This window comes from Roseomonas sp. FDAARGOS_362 (assembly GCF_002754815.1).
Lineage (GTDB): Bacteria > Pseudomonadota > Alphaproteobacteria > Acetobacterales > Acetobacteraceae > Roseomonas > Roseomonas mucosa.
Genome location: NZ_CP024588.1, coordinates 1,596,716 through 1,613,485, shown reverse-complemented (window position 1 = coordinate 1,613,485; position 16,770 = coordinate 1,596,716). Strand labels below are relative to the sequence as shown.

General features: G+C 69.4%; 14 protein-coding genes. 10 read left to right on the top strand and 4 right to left on the bottom strand.

Annotated elements, in window-relative coordinates; genetic code table 11:
- Positions 1 to 109: 109 nt before the first annotated feature.
- From CTJ15_RS12435 to CTJ15_RS12420, 4 genes are read left to right on the top strand one after another with little or no spacing between them, the layout of a single operon-like run.
- Positions 110 to 607 (top strand): MarR family winged helix-turn-helix transcriptional regulator, encoded by a 498-nt coding sequence (locus CTJ15_RS12435; protein WP_075821617.1) that lies wholly within the window; start codon positions 110 to 112, stop codon positions 605 to 607.
- Entirely contained in the window at positions 604 to 2,784 is a 2,181-nt protein-coding gene (locus CTJ15_RS12430) for an FUSC family protein (protein WP_075821616.1), read from the top strand. Before CTJ15_RS12435 ends, CTJ15_RS12430 begins: the two co-directional genes overlap by 4 nt.
- Positions 2,784 to 2,978 carry a DUF1656 domain-containing protein gene (locus CTJ15_RS12425; protein WP_019459780.1) on the top strand — a complete coding sequence of 65 codons (195 nt, stop codon included), beginning with the start codon at positions 2,784 to 2,786 and terminating at the stop codon, positions 2,976 to 2,978. The genes CTJ15_RS12430 and CTJ15_RS12425 overlap by 1 nt, the downstream gene beginning before the upstream one ends.
- A 5-nt stretch (positions 2,979 to 2,983) precedes the next feature.
- Entirely contained in the window at positions 2,984 to 3,904 is a 921-nt protein-coding gene (locus CTJ15_RS12420; protein WP_058390395.1) for an HlyD family secretion protein, read from the top strand.
- Between the two features lie 94 nt (positions 3,905 to 3,998).
- On the opposite strand, the gene CTJ15_RS12415 is transcribed toward CTJ15_RS12420, so the two are convergent.
- From CTJ15_RS12415 to CTJ15_RS12400, 4 genes are all read right to left on the bottom strand, one after another.
- Positions 3,999 to 5,399, bottom strand: a complete 1,401-nt coding sequence (locus tag CTJ15_RS12415; RefSeq protein ID WP_026032972.1) for a nitronate monooxygenase family protein — start codon at positions 5,397 to 5,399, stop codon at positions 3,999 to 4,001.
- 225 nt (positions 5,400 to 5,624) lie between these two features.
- Positions 5,625 to 7,844, bottom strand: a complete 2,220-nt coding sequence (gene pnp, locus CTJ15_RS12410; protein WP_058390396.1) for a polyribonucleotide nucleotidyltransferase — start codon at positions 7,842 to 7,844, stop codon at positions 5,625 to 5,627.
- A gap of 408 nt (positions 7,845 to 8,252) precedes the next feature.
- Entirely contained in the window at positions 8,253 to 8,405 is a 153-nt protein-coding gene (locus tag CTJ15_RS12405; RefSeq protein WP_079253244.1) for an entericidin A/B family lipoprotein, read from the bottom strand.
- A gap of 125 nt (positions 8,406 to 8,530) precedes the next feature.
- Positions 8,531 to 9,055, bottom strand: a complete 525-nt coding sequence (locus tag CTJ15_RS12400) for a histidine phosphatase family protein (RefSeq protein WP_058390397.1) — start codon at positions 9,053 to 9,055, stop codon at positions 8,531 to 8,533.
- 330 nt (positions 9,056 to 9,385) lie between these two features.
- On the opposite strand from CTJ15_RS12400, the gene CTJ15_RS12395 reads away from it, so the two are divergent.
- From CTJ15_RS12395 to CTJ15_RS12370, 6 genes are all read left to right on the top strand, one after another.
- The gene (locus CTJ15_RS12395) at positions 9,386 to 10,735 is read left to right on the top strand and encodes a sugar ABC transporter substrate-binding protein (protein WP_058390398.1); all 1,350 of its coding nucleotides are present in this window, start codon (positions 9,386 to 9,388) and stop codon (positions 10,733 to 10,735) included.
- A gap of 75 nt (positions 10,736 to 10,810) precedes the next feature.
- On the top strand, positions 10,811 to 11,719 hold the full coding sequence (locus tag CTJ15_RS12390; protein WP_019459773.1) for a carbohydrate ABC transporter permease: 909 nt from the start codon (positions 10,811 to 10,813) through the stop codon (positions 11,717 to 11,719).
- A 4-nt stretch (positions 11,720 to 11,723) separates the two neighbouring features.
- Positions 11,724 to 12,545: a carbohydrate ABC transporter permease gene (locus tag CTJ15_RS12385; RefSeq protein WP_019459772.1), complete on the top strand. Its 822-nt coding sequence runs from the start codon at positions 11,724 to 11,726 to the stop codon at positions 12,543 to 12,545.
- A gap of 10 nt (positions 12,546 to 12,555) precedes the next feature.
- Positions 12,556 to 13,659: an ABC transporter ATP-binding protein gene (locus CTJ15_RS12380; RefSeq protein WP_019459771.1), complete on the top strand. Its 1,104-nt coding sequence runs from the start codon at positions 12,556 to 12,558 to the stop codon at positions 13,657 to 13,659.
- Positions 13,660 to 13,670: 11 nt separating this feature from the next.
- Positions 13,671 to 15,125 (top strand): xylulokinase, encoded by a 1,455-nt coding sequence (gene xylB / locus CTJ15_RS12375; RefSeq protein ID WP_058390399.1) that lies wholly within the window; start codon positions 13,671 to 13,673, stop codon positions 15,123 to 15,125.
- Positions 15,126 to 15,139: 14 nt separating this feature from the next.
- Positions 15,140 to 16,621 carry a mannitol dehydrogenase family protein gene (locus CTJ15_RS12370; RefSeq protein ID WP_058390400.1) on the top strand — a complete coding sequence of 494 codons (1,482 nt, stop codon included), beginning with the start codon at positions 15,140 to 15,142 and terminating at the stop codon, positions 16,619 to 16,621.
- Positions 16,622 to 16,770 lie beyond the last annotated feature (149 nt).

Sequence of the window (16,770 nt, the reverse complement as noted above, 5' to 3'; positions counted from 1 at the left end):
GCCAGGGGGATGGGAGCGGGGAGGGCAGGGGCATCCCTGCAAAGGCAGCGGGGCAGGCGCGCAGGCAATTAGATTGCTACCTATTAGCTTTGCCCCTAGCTAACGTCCCATGTGCAGCGAGCGATCCCGCCTGGCCGCCGAGTTCGGGCGAGACCTCTTCCGCGCCGGCCAGCTCTGGCGGCGGGAGATGGATCTCGGCATGCGCCGTCTCGGCCTTTCGGACGGGACATGGCGGCCCCTGCTCTATCTCGGCCGCATGGGCGGCGGCATACGGCAGACGGACCTGGCCGCTGCCCTGGGGATCGAGGGGGCATCTCTGGTGCGGCTGCTGGATGCGCTGGAGCGGGGCGGGCTCCTGCGCCGGCATCCCGATCCGGAGGACCGGCGTTCCAAGGTGCTGCAACTGACCGAGTCCGGGCAGGAGACCGTGGAGCAGATCGAGAGCGCCTATGAGGGCGTGAGCCAGCGCCTGCTCGTCCAGATCGACGAGCAGGAGCTGGAGCTGTGCCTCCGCGTGTTCCGCAAGGTCGAGCTGACCCTGCGCGGCCCCGGCACGACCATGGAGAGCGGCCCGGATGATGGCCTCTCCGGGGAGGTAGGGGCATGAGCGCCGCGGAAGGCAGCGCCGGCACGGCCCGCAGCAACGCCACCGGTGCGGACAGTACGGCGGGCGGCATCCTGGCCGCCATGGGCCGCCGCTTCCGGCCGCGCCTGCCCGCATGGCTCATGGGCTGGAGCCATATCCTCCGCACCCTGCTGGCCTTCAGTATCGCGCTCTATGCCGCCTATGCGCTGGAGCTCGACAGCCCCTCCTCGGCCGGCCTGACGGTGCTGATCGTGGCCAGCGCCTCGCGCGGCGCGGTGCTGTCCAAGAGCCTCTACCGCGCCGGCGGCACGGTGGTCGGCGCGCTCGCCTCGATCACGCTCGTCGCCTGGTTCGCCCAGGCCCCATGGCTCTTCATCCTGGGCTTCTCCCTCTGGCTCGGCCTCTGCACCTTTGCCGCCTCGCTGCTGCGCTACTTCCGCAGCTATGGCGCGGTGCTGGCCGGCTACACCATCGCCCTGATCGCCCTTTCCGCGGTGCAGGACCCGGACAACGTCTTCCACCTCGCCACCGCGCGCATCGCCGTGGTCAGCCTCGGCATCCTTGTCACGGCGGTGGTCTTCCTGGTGACGGATCTTGGGCCGCGGCGCGGCGAGGTCCGGGCCGGGATCACCCGGCTGGTGGCGGCGGTGGCGGCGGTGACGCGCCAGGCCCTGATGCGGGAGGATGCGGCCACCGTGCGGGCCGCGCGCAGCAAGGTCGTCGGCGAGCTGAGCGCCCTGGACCAGACGGTGGAATTCGCCTCGGTCGAGGATACCGGCTTCGGCCGCCATGCCGATGGCGTGCGCCTTGCCGTGGCGGAGCTCTTCGCGGTGCTGACAGCCAGCCAGCGCACCGCCCGCCTGCTCGCCGATCCCGCGCTGGCGTGGGAGCCGCAGGTCCCGGCCACGCGGCAGCGGCTGACCGGCCTGATGGACCGCCTGGCCGCGCTGGCGCCCGATACCCCCCTCGACGCGCTGCGCAGCGACATCCACGCCGCCCAGGCGGAAACGGCCCGGGCCACGGCCACCTGCCGCGACCTGCCGGTGCTGGTGGCGCTGGAGCGTGCCGATGCGATGCTGCGGCAGCTCGTGCGGATCATGGACACCCTGACCGACCTGCGCGACGACACGCCTCGCACCCCGGCCCTGCAGCTGCGGATCTATGCCAACCCGGTGACGGCGGCGCGGAACGGGGTGCGCGCGGCGCTGGCCGTTTTCCTCGGCGGTGCCTTCTGGCTGGTGAGCGGCTGGTCCTCGGGCGCCAGCACCCTGGTCATGCTGGGCCCGATGTGCGCCCTGCTGAGCACGACGGACAGCGCGGCGGCGGCCAGCATCGGCTTCTTCAAAGGGCTGATCATCGCCATCCCCGTGGGGCTGATCGTCGCCTATGCGATCCTGCCGATGATGAACAGCTTTCCGCTGCTGCTGCTGAGCACGTTGCCTTTCGTCGCGCTTGGCGTGTGGCTCAGCCAGCGGCCGAAGACGATAGGTCTCGGCACCGCCTTCCAGATCTTCTTCATGGTGACGGTGTCACCGGGCAATCCGATGAACTACCAGCTTTCCAGCGCCCTCGATGGCGCCTTCGCCAACCTGATCGGCGGCTTCTGCGGCGTGCTGGCCTTCCGCGTGCTGCTGCCGCCCGACCCGGTGGCCGAGGCACAGGTGCTGCAGCGCTCGCTCGTGCGGGCGGTGCGGCGGCTGGCGAGGGGCCGCCTGATGCCCTGGCTGGTCTGGGAGCACCTGCAGCACCAGAAGCTGGTCCGCCTGTCGCGGCGTCTGGCGGCGGTGGCACCGGCGCGGCGCGGCGATGCCATCAGCGACGGCGGCAGCGCCGTGCTGATCGGGCGGGCGCTGATCCGTGCCCGGCTGATCGCCAGCCGTCCGGACATGCCACCCGCCGGGGCCACCATCGTGGCGCGGGCGGTGGGAGCCTTCGGGCGTGTCGATACTGCGCCGGCCGAGGTCGCTGCCGAGGCGCGGCGCGCCACCGCCGAACTCACGGCCCTGGACGGCGCGAACGCCGTGGTCTTCCACGCCGCCGCCATGCTCAGCGAGGCCGCCGCGATCCTGACGGAACGCGCGCACTTCTTCCTGATCGGCCAGGACTGGCTGGCGGAGCCGCCGGGTAAGGGCCTGCCTCCAGGAAGCCAGGGCGGAAGCGGAGGCGGTGCGCCCGCCGTGGCGCGGGGGGCGGCCTGATGCTGGCGGAAATCAGTATCGGCGGCGTCTACCTGGCGCCGATCGTGGTCGAGGGGCTGCTCGCCCTGGCGATCTTCGCCCTCTGCCGCTCCGTCCTCGGCCGCCTGGGCGTGCTGGGCCGGATCTGGCACCCGGCACTTTTCGAGGTCTGCCTTTTCCTTTCCATCGTCTCCCTGCTCGTGCTGCTCCGGTAGAGAAAATGAGATTCCTGCAATCCGCCCTCCGAGTCCTGATCACCCTGGCGGCGGTCGTCATTGCCGGCGTCCTCGTGGTGATGCTGTGGCAGTCCTACATGCTCTCACCCTGGACCCGTGACGGACGCGTCCAGGCCCAGGTCGTGAACGTCGCCTCTGAGGTGGCCGGCACCGTCGTGGACGTTCCGGTGCAGGACAACCAGTTCGTCCACAAGAACGACGTGCTGTTCCAGGTCGATCCCACCCGCTTCCGCCTTGCCCTGGCGCAGGCCCAGGCCGCGCTGGAAAGCGCGCAGAACCAGTTGAGCTTCGCCCGGTCCGAATCCCGGCGGCAGCAGCGGCTGACGGTCTATGCCTCGGAGGAGGCCAGGGAGAAGGCGGAGAACACCATGCGGGTGGCCGAGGCCACGCTCGACCAGGCCAAGGCGTCGCTGGATGTGGCCAAGCTGAACCTCGCGCGTTCGACCGTGGTGTCGCCGGTGAACGGCTATGTCACGCATCTGCGGCTACGGGCCGGCGCCTATGTCAGCACGGGCGTCGCGCAGATGGCCGTGGTGGATGCGGATTCCTTCTGGATCGAGGGGTATTTCGAGGAAACCAAGCTGCACGCGATCCGCCCTGGCGACCCGGCCCGGATCCGGTTGATGGGCTACGACACGCCCTTCGAGGGGCGGGTGGAGAGCATCGGGCGCGGCATCGCGGATTCCAACGACGCCACCAACAACCGCGGGCTGCCGGCGGTGAACCCGGTCTTCACCTGGGTCCGGCTGGCGCAGCGTATCCCGGTCCGGGTTTCCATCAGGGATCTGCCGCCGGAGGTGACCCTGGTGGTGGGCATGACGGCCTCGATCGATGTCGGGCCGGAAAGCGAGCAGCGTTCGGGCCTCGGCGGCCGATTGCTGGAATGGATGCGCGACAATATGTGACGCCGATCCCGCCGGGGGCGGGGGCGGGGGCATGAAAAAAGGCTGCCCGCCATTGGCGGACAGCCCTTTTCCTGGTCTTGCCGGTGCGGAGCGCTCAGCGGCCGGTGAGGATCCGCTCCACCAGCTGCCGCACCGTCGGGATGAAGCCGTTGGAATAGAAGGGGTCCTGCCCGAAGCGGTAGGCGTTGTGTCCCGAGAACATGAGGTTCTGCTCCGGGTCGCCGCCATGGGCGATGTCCTGCAGCGTCTTCTGGATGCAGAAGCTGCGCGGATCGGCCTTCTTGCCGTTGCTGAAATCCGGCTCGTGCTGCGACCAGTTGGAGAAGCGGCACTGCGACAGGCAGCCCATGCAGGCCACCTGATCGGCCAGGATCTGGCGGGATTCCTCGGGCGTCACGAAGACCAGCGTGTCGTCCGGGGTGCGCAGGGCCTCGGTGAAGCCCTCGCTCTCCCATTGCTGCACCCGCACGAGGTCGCCGGGCACGAGATAGACCGGCCGCTTGCGCGGGCCGACGCCGTAGCGGGCGGAATGCTCCCCGATCGCCTCGGAGGTATAGGCCACCTGGCGGTGCGAGCGCCCCTCCAGGCCGTGCAGGAAGTCGTTGCGCACGGCAGAGGAGTAGAAGCCGGTCGGCGAGAAATTCTGCAGCGACACGTCGCCGGGCTTCAGCGTCAGCAGGCGCTGCTTCCAGGCATCGGGGATCGGGCTTTCCTGCGTCACCAGCGGACGGGTGCCGAACTGGAAGGCGATGGGGCCGAGCTCCGGGTTGTTGATCCAGTCCTCCCACTCCTCCAGCCACCAGACGCCGCCGGCCATGATGATCGGCACGTCGCCCAGGCCGAACTGGCGCATCTGCTCGCGCAGCTTCAGCACGCGGGGGAAGGGGTCCTCCGGCTTGCGCGGGTCCTCGCTGTTGGACAGGCCGTTATGGCCACCCGCCAGCCAGGGGTCCTCGTAGACCACGCCGCCCAGCCAGTCCTGCGCCTTGTGATAGGCACGCTTCCAGAGGGCGCTGAAGGCCCGGGCGGAGGAGACGATCGGATAGTAGTGGACGCGGTATTCCCGCGCGATCTCGCTGAGCTTGTAGGGCATGCCCGCGCCGCAGGTGACGCCGTGAACAAGGCCCCTGGCCCCCTCCAGCACACCGCGCAGCACGCGCTCCGCCCCGCCCATCTCCCACAGCACGTTGATGTGGACGCGGCCCCGGCCGTTGGAGCGCTCATGCGCCTCCCGCGCCTGGGCGATGCCGCCGGCGATACCGTACTGCACCAGTTCCTCGTGCCGCTCGCGGCGGGTGGAGCCGTGGTAGACCTGCGGGACGACATGCCCGTCGGCGTCATAGCTGTCGGCATTGACACCGGAGAAGGTGCCCACGCCACCGGCCTCGGCCCAGCCACCGCAGGACGCACCATTGGTGGCGGAAACACCCTTTCCACCCTCGACGAGAGGGAGGACGTCTACGCCCCCCATGCGTATTGCGTTGATCGCCTTCACGGCACGCTATCCTGAAATTCCTGGAACGGGTCCCGATATGGACCGGCCACCCTCCCGAATCGAGGGGAAATGCGGCCTGTCTTCACCGATTTGTAAGATTGCCGGAAAAGCCGCCGGCACCGGGACCAACCTGGGAGGATGTTTTCCCCCCTGGGCAAGTCCGGAGCGGCGATGTCCGGGCCGGGGCCCGTGCCGGCCGGTGGCCGGGCACAGGCCCCCTGGGCCTCAGTCGCGGAAGTCGCGCCGCGGGCCACGGCCCCGGTCGCCCCGGTCCCCACGGTCGCGGCGGCCCTCTCCACCTTCCTCGCCCTCGGGGCGGGGGCGGCGGGCGCCGACCTGCTCGGTGATGTCCGCGCCGGTCGCCTGATCGACCACCCGCATGGACAGCTTCACCTTGCCGCGGTCGTCGAAACCGATGACCTTGACCTTCACCTTGTCGCCCACGTTGACGATGTCGGTGGTCTTGTTGACCCGGTCCTGCGACAGCTCGGAGATGTGGACAAGGCCGTCCTTGGCGCCGAGGAAGTTCACGAAGGCGCCGAAATCGGCGGTCTTCACCACGGTGCCGTTGTAGATCGTGCCGATCTCGGCCTCGGCGGTGATGCCCTTGATGCGGTCGATCGCGGCCTGGGTCGCCTCCGGGCTGGACGAGGCGATCTTGATCGTCCCATCGTCCTCGATGTCGATCTTGGTGCCGGTCTGCTCGACGATCTCGCGGATCACCTTGCCGCCCGTGCCGATCACTTCGCGGATCTTGTCCTTGGGCACGTTGATGATCGTGACCTTGGGGGCATTGGCCGAGACGTCGGTGCGGGCGCCGGACAGGCCCTTCGCCATCTCGCCCAGGATGTGGATGCGGCCGTCACGGGCCTGCTCCAGGGCGGTCTTCATGATGTCGAAGGTGATGGACGTGATCTTGATGTCCATCTGCAACGCGGTCACGCCCTGCTCGGTGCCGGCCACCTTGAAGTCCATGTCGCCGAGGTGGTCCTCGTCGCCCAGGATGTCGGAGAGCACGGCGAAGCCGCGATCCTCCTTGATCAGGCCCATGGCGATGCCGGCACAGGGGCGCTTCAGCGGCACGCCCGCATCCATCAGCGACAGGGAGGTGCCGCAGACGGTGGCCATGGAGGAGGAGCCGTTCGACTCCGTGATCTCGGAGACCACGCGCATCGTGTACGGGAACTTCTCCTTCTCCGGCAGGAGCGGGTGGATGGCGCGCCAGGCGAGCTTGCCATGGCCGACCTCACGCCGCCCCGGCGAGCCCATGCGGCCCGTCTCGTTCACCGAGTAGGGGGGGAAGTTGTAGTGCAGCAGGAAGTTCTCGCGGTACTCGCCGGCGAGCTGGTCGATGATCTGCTCGTCCTGCCCGGTGCCCAGCGTCGCCACGGCGAGCGCCTGGGTCTCGCCACGGGTGAAAAGGGCAGAGCCATGGGCGCGCGGCAGCACGCCGACCTCGGCCATGATCGGGCGGACGGTGCGGGTGTCGCGGCCGTCGATGCGGATGCCCGTGTCGAGGATCGCGTTGCGGACCACGTCCGCCTCCAGGTCCTTGAGCAGACCCTTGGCAGCGGCCACGTCGAGGCCCTCGGCCTCCAGCGCCGCCAGGACCTCCTTCTTGACCTCGCCGACCTTGCCCTGGCGGAGAAGCTTCTGCGTCTCCTTGTAGGCCTCGGCCATCTTGTCGCGGCCCAGCCCGGCGATGCGGGCCTTGAGCGCCGCCAGGCCCTCATCGGCCTCGGCCAGCGGCCAGGGCTCCTTGGCGGCATGCTCGGCCAGCTCGATGATGCCCTGGATCACGGGCTGGAAGCCCCGGTGGCCGAATTCCACGGCGCCGAGCATCACCTCCTCGGAGAGCTCCTGTGCCTCGGACTCCACCATCAGCACGCCCTCGGCGGTGCCGGCGACCACGAGGTCGAGTTGCGAGCGCTTGCGCTCCTCCAGCGTCGGGTTCAGCACGTACTGGCCGTCGATATAGCCGACGCGCGCCGAGGCCACCGGGCCGAAGAAGGGAATGCCGGACAGCGTCAGGGCGGCGGAGCAACCGACCATCGCCACCATGTCCGGGTCGTTCTCCATGTCATGCGACAGCACCGTCGCGATGACCTGGACCTCGTTGCGGAAGCCTTCGGGGAAGAGCGGGCGGATCGGCCGGTCGATGAGGCGCGAGATCAGCGTCTCGCTCTCGGAGGGACGACCCTCGCGCTTGAAGAAGCCGCCAGGGATCTTGCCCGCGGCGAAAGCCTTCTCCTGGTAGTTGACGGTCAGCGGGAAGAAGTCCTGCCCGGGCTTGACCGAACGGCTACCGACCGCCGTGCAGAGCACGATGGTATCGCCCAGGCGGGCCATCACGGCGCCATCGGCCTGGCGGGCCACCTTGCCCGTCTCCAGCGTCAGGGTCTTGCCGCCCCAGGCGATGTCCTTGCGGTAGTAGTGGTCGAACATGCGGTCGTCCTAATGCGCCCCGCCCCGTGGCCATGGGCCGCCGGGCAAGGCTGTGGATGCGACGCGGGACGGTGCGGTTGGGACGGTCGGCAACCCGAGGATTCGGGTGCCCGGCGTCTCGGGCGGCATGGAGGGCCGCGATAGTGGGGCGGCAGGAAACCATGTGGCCGGAAACGCCGCGGCGCGGCTCGTCCATGTGCACCACCGCGTGCGCGGAAGTGGAGAGCGGCCGGTGGCCGCACCCTTGAGCCGGGCTATATGCCTTCGTCCGGCGCGGATTGCCAGTCCCAATGTCCGTTGAGGGAGGGGACTGTGGCTGGGGCCGTTCCCGGCATGGCCGCCGATACGGCCACGGCCTGCCGCCATTGTCGCGCTGCCCCCGGGGGCGGCGACGGGCTGCGGTCGAGCTTACGGCTTGGCGCGGTCGGCGCCACGGGTAACCGCGTTGCCGACCGCCGAGACATCCTCGCCGGCGCCCGACACGGTATTGCAGGCGCTGAGCAGGGTGGCGGACCCCAGCAGCAGGCAGGCGGTCACGACGGCCGCTATGGTTCTGGACATGGTGCGAAACTCCTCTGAACGACAGGATCGGGACAAGGAGCCGCGGGGATGAAGCCCCCTGGCGCGATCTGCAACATCCAGGGTGACGCCGGGTTTCACCCCGTTCGCCGGGACGGGGGCGCCGGTCAGTCCGCCAAGTCGGCGGGGGTCACGAATCGCACGAGACGGCCACCGCCGGCCGAGAGCCGGTCCCAGGCTCCCTCCACCGTGAATTCGGCCAGGGCAGCAGTGGGATAGCCTTCGCCGAGCCGGTGCACATCTCCCTGCGGATCCTCCAGGGCCGGGCGGCCGAGGAGCTTCATTGCGAGCTCGTGCATCCCGGGGTTGTGCCCGATCATCAGGACGCAATGCGTCTCCTCCGGCACGAGCCGGATGGCCTCCAGCATCGTGTCGGGCGTGGCGAGATAGAGGCTGTCCGTGGCCTCGATCCTGGGCTGGCCGGGGAGGGGGGAGAGCGCCTCCAGCGTTTGCAGCGTGCGGCGGGCGGAGGAGACCAGCACCAGGTCGGGAGCCAGGTTCAGCCGGTGGAAAAGCTGCGCGACGGCGGCCGCCGCCTTCCGGCCGCGGCTGTTCAGCGGGCGGGCATGGTCGGAAAGCGCCGGGTCGTCCCAGGAGGATTTCGCATGGCGGAGCAGCAGAAGCCGTCGCATGGATGTGAGGATGCCATGTCCCGGATGCGATGTCGCCCCCCTGCCGGCGCTTCTCTCGCCACCGCCTCGCCGGGGTTCCCGCCCCGCCTGACGGCCCTTTCCGGACCATCCCCGGAACAGCCGTCCGGGAGCTTTCGCGGCCATCACGGGGAGGCGGCGAAGCGGCGCCGACACAGGCGCCCGGTCCGTGAATGCCGCGCCAAAGGGGCTACGCGCATGGGTTATGCCAAAACTTGACGGGAAATGGCGGAGGTGGGACGACTTCCGCCGCGCCAGGGCACCGTTCTTGGACGTCCACGAACAGCACAAGAAAATGTGAGGATGAGACCGATGGCCTCCATGCGTCCACACGGCAGGATCACGGTGCTGGCCGCCAGTTTCTCGCTGGCCTCACTCGCGGGCCTGTCCCTCGGCAGCGGCGACGCCCTGGCCCAGACCACGCTCACCATCGCCACCGTCAACAACGGCGACATGGTGGTGATGCAGCGGCTTTCCGCGAAGTTCGAGCAGCAGCACCCCGACATCAAGCTGCGCTGGGTGGTGCTGGAGGAGAACGTGCTGCGCCAGCGCGTCACCACCGACATCGCGACGAAGGCCGGCCAGTTCGACATCATGACCATCGGCAACTACGAGGTGCCGATCTGGGCCAAGCAAGGCTGGCTGGAGCCGATGGAGAACCTGCCCGCCAGCTATGACGTCGATGACCTGCTGAAGCCGGTCCGCGAGGGGCTCACCTACGAGGACAAGCTCTACGCCCTGCCGTTCTATGGCGAGAGCGCCATGACCTATTACCGCAAGGACCTGTTCCAGAAGGCCGGCATCACCATGCCGGAGCAGCCGACCTATGACCAGGTGAAGGACGCGGCCGCCAAGATCACCGACAAGCCCGGCCAGGTCTTCGGCATCTGCCTGCGCGGCAAGCCGGGCTGGGGCGAGAACATGGCCTATGTCACCTCGCTGGTAACGACCTTCGGCGGACAGTGGTTCGACAAGAGCTGGAAGGCCACGATCGACACGCCGGAATGGCACAAGGCGCTCACCTACTACAACGACGTGCTGAAGAACTACGGCCCGCCGGGCGCCACCTCGAACGGCTTCAACGAGAACCTCGCCCTGACGGCGGGCGGGCGCTGCGGCATGTGGATCGATTCCACGGTCGCGGCCGGGCTGCTCTACGACACCAGGCAGTCGCAGGTGGCGGACAAGATCGCCTTCGCGCCGATCCCGGTGGGCGACTTCAAGGGCGGCCCGACCTGGCTCTGGAGCTGGAACCTGGGCATCCCCGCTTCCTCGAAGCAGAAGGAGGCGGCGAAGACCTTCACCACCTGGGCGACGTCGAAGGAGTACATCCAGCTCGTGGCGCAGGAGAATGGCTGGGTCGCCGTGCCGCCGGGCACGCGCCGCTCGACCTATGAGAACGCGGACTACCAGAAGGCCGCGCCCTTCGCCTCCTTTGTGCTGAAGGCGATCGAGACCGCCAACCCGAACGGCGACACGAAGAACCCGCGCCCCTATACCGGCGCGCAGTTCGTGGCGATCCCGGAATTCCAGGGCATCGGCACGCAGGTGGGGCAGACCGTCGCGGGCACGCTGACCGGGCAGACCAGCATCGACGCGGCGCTCAAGGCGGCGCAGTCCGCCACCGAGCGCACCATGCGCCAGGCCGGCTACGGCCGCTGATGCCCCCGTCCTCGCTGCCCTGACCTCGCCGCCGCGCCGGGCCCCCGGCGCGGCACCTCATTGCCGGGAGGCCGCATGTCCGCCATCTCCGCCCAGCAGGGTGTGGCCAGAGAGCCGGCGAAGCGCCGGCGCTCCGGTACGCTGCCCCTGATCGCCCCCTCGGTCGGTGTCCTGCTGCTCTGGATGATCGTCCCGCTGGCGATGACGATCTGGTTCTCCTTCCAGCGCTACAACCTGCTGAACCCGATGGTGACGGGCTTCGCCGGGCTGGAGAACTACGAGTTCCTGGTCACCGATCCGGATTTCTGGGCCTCGCTGGTCAACACCCTGGTGCTGGTGGGCTCGGTGCTGGCGATCACCGTGGTGCTGGGCACGCTGCTGGCGGTGCTGTTCGACCAGAACTTTCCCGGGCGCGGCGTGGCGCGGCTACTGGCCATCGCGCCCTTCTTCGTCATGCCGACGGTGAGCGCGCTGATCTGGAAGAACCTGATGATGCACCCGATCTACGGCGTGCTGGCCGCACTCTGGCGCGGCGTCGGGCTGACGCCGGTGGACTGGTTCGCCCAGTTCCCCATGCTCTCGATCATCGTCATCGTCTCCTGGCAGTGGCTGCCCTTCGCGCTGCTGATCCTGCTCACCGCCATCCAGTCGCTGGACCACGAGCAGAAGGAGGCGGCGCGCATGGACGGGGCGGGGCCGGTCGCGCAGTTCCTCTACATCACCCTGCCGCATCTCGGCCGCGCCATCAGCGTGGTGATCATGATCGAGACGATCTTCCTGCTGACCGTCTTCGCCGAGATCTTCGTCACCACCTCCGGCGGCCCCGGCAACGCCACCACCAACCTGGCCTTCCTGATCTATGCCCGCGCGCTGCTGCAGTTCGATGTCGGCGGCGGCTCGGCGGGTGGCATGGTGGCGATCCTGCTGGCCAATGTCGTGGCCTTCTTCCTGGTGCGCAGCATCGCGCGCCGGCTGGAGATCTGACGCCATGCGCGAAAGCACGATGCAGCGGGTCCTGATCGCCATCCTGGGCTGGGGCGTGGCGCTGGCCATGTTCTTCCCCATCCTCTGGATGGTGCTGACCGGCTTCAAGACCGAGGTCGCGGCCATCGCCACCCCGCCGCAGCTCTTCTTCCAGCCGAGCCTGGAAAGCTATGCCGAGGTGCGGGACCGGGCGGACTACATCCACTTCGCCCTGAACAGCGTCATCATCTCCTTCGGCGGCACGATCCTGGCGCTGGCCTTCGCCATCCCGGCGGCCTATGCCATGGCCTTCCACCCGACGAAGCGCACGCGCGGCACGCTGCTCTGGATGCTGTCCACCAAGATGCTGCCGCCGGTGGGCGTGCTGGTGCCGATCTACCTGCTCTTCCGCACCTTCGGCCTGCTGGACAGCCGCACCGGGCTCATCATCATCTACGCGCTGATGAACCTGCCCATCGTGGTCTGGATGCTCTTCACCTTCTTCAAGGAGGTGCCGCACGAGATCCTGGAGGCCGGGCGGATGGACGGGGCCAAGACCTGGGCGGAGTTCCGCCACCTGCTGCTGCCGCTCAGCCTCCCGGGCATCGCCTCCACCGGGCTGCTCTCGCTGATCCTCTGCTGGAACGAGGCTTTCTGGAGCCTGAACCTCACCACCTCCGAGGCGGCGCCGCTCACCACCTTCATCGCCTCCTTCTCCTCGCCGCAGGGGCTGTTCTTCGCCAAGCTCTCGGCCGCCTCCACCATCGCGGTGGCGCCGATCCTCATCTTCGGCTGGCTCAGCCAGCGACAGCTCGTCCGCGGCCTGACCTTCGGCGCGGTAAAGTAGGAGAACCCGCATGGCCACGCTGACCCTGCGCGACATCCGCAAGCGCTATGCCGAGGTCGAGGCGATCAAGGGGATAGACCTCGACGTGCAGGACCGCGAGTTCGTGGTCTTCGTCGGCCCTTCCGGCTGCGGCAAGTCCACCCTGCTGCGCATGATCGCGGGGCTGGAGGAGATCACCTCCGGCGACCTGATGATCGACGGGCGGCGGGTGAACGACCTGGGCCCGGCCGATCGCGGCCTGGCCATGGTGTTCCAGTCCTACGCGCTCTATCCGCACATGACGGTGCGGGACAACATGGGCTTCGCCCTGAAGATGGCCGGCACGCCGAAGGCCGAGCGTGACCGCAAGGTGGAGGAGGCCGCGCGCATCCTGCAGCTGGAGCCCTATCTCGACCGGCGCCCCAAGGCGCTCTCCGGCGGGCAGCGGCAGCGCGTGGCGATCGGCCGCGCCATCGTGCGCAACCCGAAGATCTTCCTCTTCGACGAGCCGCTCTCCAACCTCGACGCGGCGCTGCGCGGGCAGATGCGGATCGAACTGGCCCGGCTGCACGAGGAGCTGAAGGCCACGATGATCTACGTCACCCACGACCAGATCGAGGCCATGACCATGGCCGACAAGATCGTGGTGCTGCAATCCGGGCGGGTGGAGCAGGTCGGCTCGCCGCTGGAGCTCTACCATCATCCGAGGAACCTCTTCGTGGCGGGCTTCATCGGCTCGCCGCGTATGAACATGCTGCCCGCCCGCATCACCGGGGCGGAGGGCGGCGGCGTCACCGTGCAGCTCGCCTTCGGCCCGAACCTCGCCGTGCCGGTGCAGGCCGGGTCGGTGCGTCCGGGCGAGGCCGTGACCGTCGGCATCCGCCCCGAAGGGCTGCGGCCCGATCCGGGCGGCCCGATCCAGGGCGAGGTGCTGCTGGCCGAGCGCCTCGGCGGGCTGACCCTGCTGCACCTGCGCCTGTCGCCGGACCAAGTGGTGATCGTGCAGCTCGACGGCAGCGACGCGACGCGGCCGCACGAGGTGCTGCGGCTTTCCGTCGATCCACGCCTCTGCCACGTCTTCGACGAACGTGGCGAGGCCCTGCCGCACCTCGAAACGCACCACCTCGCGGCCTGAGGAGGCCCGGCATGTATCTCGGCCTGGATTTCGGCACCTCCTCGGTCAAGGCCCTGCTGGTGGATGGGGCGCAGCGCGTGCTGGCCAGCGCCAGCAGCCCGCTCGCCGTGTCCCGCCCCGCGCCCGGCCACAGCGAGCAGGACCCGTGGGACTGGTGGCAGGCCATGCTCGACGCCGTGGGTGCCCTGCGCGCGCGGGAACCCGCCGCTTTCGCCGCCCTTCGCGGCATCGGCCTGTCGGGGCAGATGCACGGGGCGGTGCTGCTGGATGCGGCGGGGGAGGTGCTGCGGCCCTGCATCTTGTGGAACGACACCCGTTCCACCGCCGAATGCCGGGAACTGGAGGAAGCCTTCCCCGCGCTGCACGAGGTGGCGGGCAACCTCGCCATGCCGGGCTTCACCGCGCCGAAGCTGCTCTGGGTGCGAAAGCACGAGCCCGGGGTCTTCGCCCGCACGGCCAAGGTGCTGCTGCCCAAAGCCTGGGTGCGGTACCGCCTGACCGGCGAATTCATCGAGGACATGTCGGATGCCTCCGGCACGCTCTGGCTGGATGTCGGGCAGCGCGACTGGTCCGACGCCGCGCTCGCCGCCACGGGCCTGTCGCGCGACCACATGCCGCGCCTGGTGGAAGGCAGCGCACCGGGCGGGATGCTGCGGCCGGAGCTGCTGCGCGAATGGGGCCTGTCCGGCCCGGTCGTGGTGGCGGGCAGCGCCGGCGACAACGCGGCAGGCGCGGTCGGGCTGGGGGCGATCCATCCGGGCGAGGCCTTCGTCTCGCTTGGCACCTCCGGCGTGCTCTGGGCAACCACGGACCGCTACGCACCCTATCCGAAGGCGGCGGTGCATGCCTTCTGCCATGCCCTGCCGGGCCTCTGGCACCAGATGGGGGTGACGCTCTCGGCGGCCTCCTGCCTGGGCTGGTGGGCGCAGGTGGCGGGGCAGGGGGAGGCGGCGCTTCTGGCCGAACTGCCCGCGATCCGCAAACCCTCCGAGGCGGTCTTCCTGCCCTATCTTTCCGGCGAGCGCACGCCGCACAATGACGGCGCGGTCCGCGGTGCCTTCGCCGGCCTGTCGATGGACACGGAACGCGCGGCACTGACCCAGGCAGTGCTGGAGGGCGTGGCCTTCTCCTTCCGCGATTGTCTCGACGCGCTCGCCGCCTCCGGCACGGTGATCCGCGAGGCCGACGTGATCGGCGGCGGCTCCCGCTCCCGCGCCTGGATCGGCATCATCGCCGCGGTGCTGGGCATCCCGCTGCATGTGCTGGCGGAAGGCGAGTATGGCGGCGCCTTCGGCGGCGCGCGCCTCGCGCGGCTGGCGGTGACGGGCGAGGACCCGGCCGCCGTCTGCACCCCGCCGAGGCGGCTGGAGACGGTGATGCCCGATGCGGAGCTCACCGGAGCCTATGCCGCCCCGCTGCGCCGCTACCGCGCCCTCTATCCGGCCATTGCCGGTTCCTTTTCCTGAGCCGAGGTCTTCCCATGAGCGCCATTCCGCTCAATCGCGCCAACCTGGCGAAGCTGCGCCCGCCCATCCAGGTCCCCGCCTACGATCCCGCGACGGTCGCGCCGGGCATCGTGCATCTCGGCCTGGGCGGCTTCCATCGCGCGCATATGGCCCGCTACACGCACGAACTGATGGGGCGCGACCCGGCCGCGCGGGAATGGGGCATCGCCGGGGCCGGTATCCAGCCCGCCGACAAGCGGATGCGCGAGAGCCTGGGGCCGCAGGACTGGCTCTATACGCTGGTGGAGCGCGAGGGGGATGAGGAGAAGGTCGCGGTCATCGGCGCGCTGACCGAGATGATCTATGCCGGCGAGGATTCCTCGGAGGTCCTGGCCCGCATCGCCGAGCCGCGCATCCGCATCGTCAGCCTGACGGTGACGGAGAACGGTTACTGCCTCAACCGCGCCACCAAGCGGCTGGACACGGAGCACCGGCTGATCCGGCAGGACCTCGCCACGCCGGAACGGCCCGCCAGCGCCATCGGCATCATCGTGGAGGGTTTCCGCCGACGGAAGGAGGCCGGGCTGCCCGCCTTCACCGCGCTGAGCTGCGACAACATCCAGCACAATGGCGAGGTGCTGCGCGACGCGGTGCTGACCCTGGCGGGGCTGCGCGACAAGGCGCTGGCAGCCTGGATCGAGGCCGAAGCGAGCTTCCCCAGCACCATGGTGGACCGCATCACCCCCGTGACCACCGAGGCGCAGGTGCGGGAGCTGGCGGAGAAGCATGGCCTCGCCGACAACTGGCCGGTCTTCGCCGAGCCCTTCTCGCAATGGGTGATCGAGGACCGCTTCCCGCTCGGCCGCCCGGCCTGGGAGGCGGTGGGCGCGCAGTTCGTGGGCGACGTCGCGCCCTATGAATTCATGAAGCTGCGGCTGCTGAACGCCAGCCATCTCGCCATGTCGGGGCCAGGGCGGCTCGCCGGCTATACCTATATCGACGAGACCATGGCGAACCCGCTCTTCCGCCGCTACATGGCCGCGCTGATGGACCGGGAAACGGAGCCCACCCTGGCGCCCGTGCCGGGGATCGACCTCGCGGACTACAAGGCCACGCTGATCCGCCGCTTCGCCAACACCGCGATCAAGGACACGGTGGAGCGGGTCAACACCGACGCGCCGCTGAACGTGCTGGTCGATCCGATCCGCGACCGGCTGAAGATGGGGGGCGGGGTGGACCTTCTGGCCATCGCGCTCGCCGCCTGGATGCGGCGCGTGCGCGGCGAGGACGAGCAGGGCGGGAAGATCGAGGTGAAGCACCCGTTGGCCGAGCTGCTGCGGGAGAAGGCCACCGAGGGCGGGCCGGACCCGGCCCCGTTGCTCTCGATCGGGCAGCTCTTCGGGGAGCTGGGGCAGGATGAACGCCTCGTCGCGTCGCTGCGGAAATGGCTGGGCTCCTTCTACAAGGTGGGGAGCCTGAAGACGCTGGAGCGGGCAGCGGACGAGCTGGGCTTCTGACCGGAGGGGCCACCGGGGATTCAGGGCGGCGTGTTATCTCCGCCGTCACGCTCTCAGGGGGCAGGGTTTGGTTTTCTCCCTGCCTCCCTGATCCGCCGGAATCCCGCGCTCTGGACCTGAACAGGCACGCCGCCGGCCCTGCTTCACGG

What these genes read in the sequence shown, in the direction of transcription:
- CTJ15_RS12395 (WP_058390398.1), top strand. Translation starts at nt 9,386, where the DNA reads ATGGCCTCCATGCGTCCACACGGCAGGATCACGGTGCTGGCCGCCAGT.
- CTJ15_RS12405 (WP_079253244.1), bottom strand. Translation starts at nt 8,405, where the DNA reads ATGTCCAGAACCATAGCGGCCGTCGTGACCGCCTGCCTGCTGCTGGGG.
- CTJ15_RS12435 (WP_075821617.1), top strand. Translation starts at nt 110, where the DNA reads ATGTGCAGCGAGCGATCCCGCCTGGCCGCCGAGTTCGGGCGAGACCTC.
- CTJ15_RS12430 (WP_075821616.1), top strand. Translation starts at nt 604, where the DNA reads ATGAGCGCCGCGGAAGGCAGCGCCGGCACGGCCCGCAGCAACGCCACC.
- CTJ15_RS12390 (WP_019459773.1), top strand. Translation starts at nt 10,811, where the DNA reads ATGTCCGCCATCTCCGCCCAGCAGGGTGTGGCCAGAGAGCCGGCGAAG.
- CTJ15_RS12380 (WP_019459771.1), top strand. Translation starts at nt 12,556, where the DNA reads ATGGCCACGCTGACCCTGCGCGACATCCGCAAGCGCTATGCCGAGGTC.
- CTJ15_RS12370 (WP_058390400.1), top strand. Translation starts at nt 15,140, where the DNA reads ATGAGCGCCATTCCGCTCAATCGCGCCAACCTGGCGAAGCTGCGCCCG.
- CTJ15_RS12385 (WP_019459772.1), top strand. Translation starts at nt 11,724, where the DNA reads ATGCGCGAAAGCACGATGCAGCGGGTCCTGATCGCCATCCTGGGCTGG.
- xylB (WP_058390399.1), top strand. Translation starts at nt 13,671, where the DNA reads ATGTATCTCGGCCTGGATTTCGGCACCTCCTCGGTCAAGGCCCTGCTG.
- CTJ15_RS12425 (WP_019459780.1), top strand. Translation starts at nt 2,784, where the DNA reads ATGCTGGCGGAAATCAGTATCGGCGGCGTCTACCTGGCGCCGATCGTG.
- pnp (WP_058390396.1), bottom strand. Translation starts at nt 7,844, where the DNA reads ATGTTCGACCACTACTACCGCAAGGACATCGCCTGGGGCGGCAAGACC.
- CTJ15_RS12420 (WP_058390395.1), top strand. Translation starts at nt 2,984, where the DNA reads ATGAGATTCCTGCAATCCGCCCTCCGAGTCCTGATCACCCTGGCGGCG.
- CTJ15_RS12400 (WP_058390397.1), bottom strand. Translation starts at nt 9,055, where the DNA reads ATGCGACGGCTTCTGCTGCTCCGCCATGCGAAATCCTCCTGGGACGAC.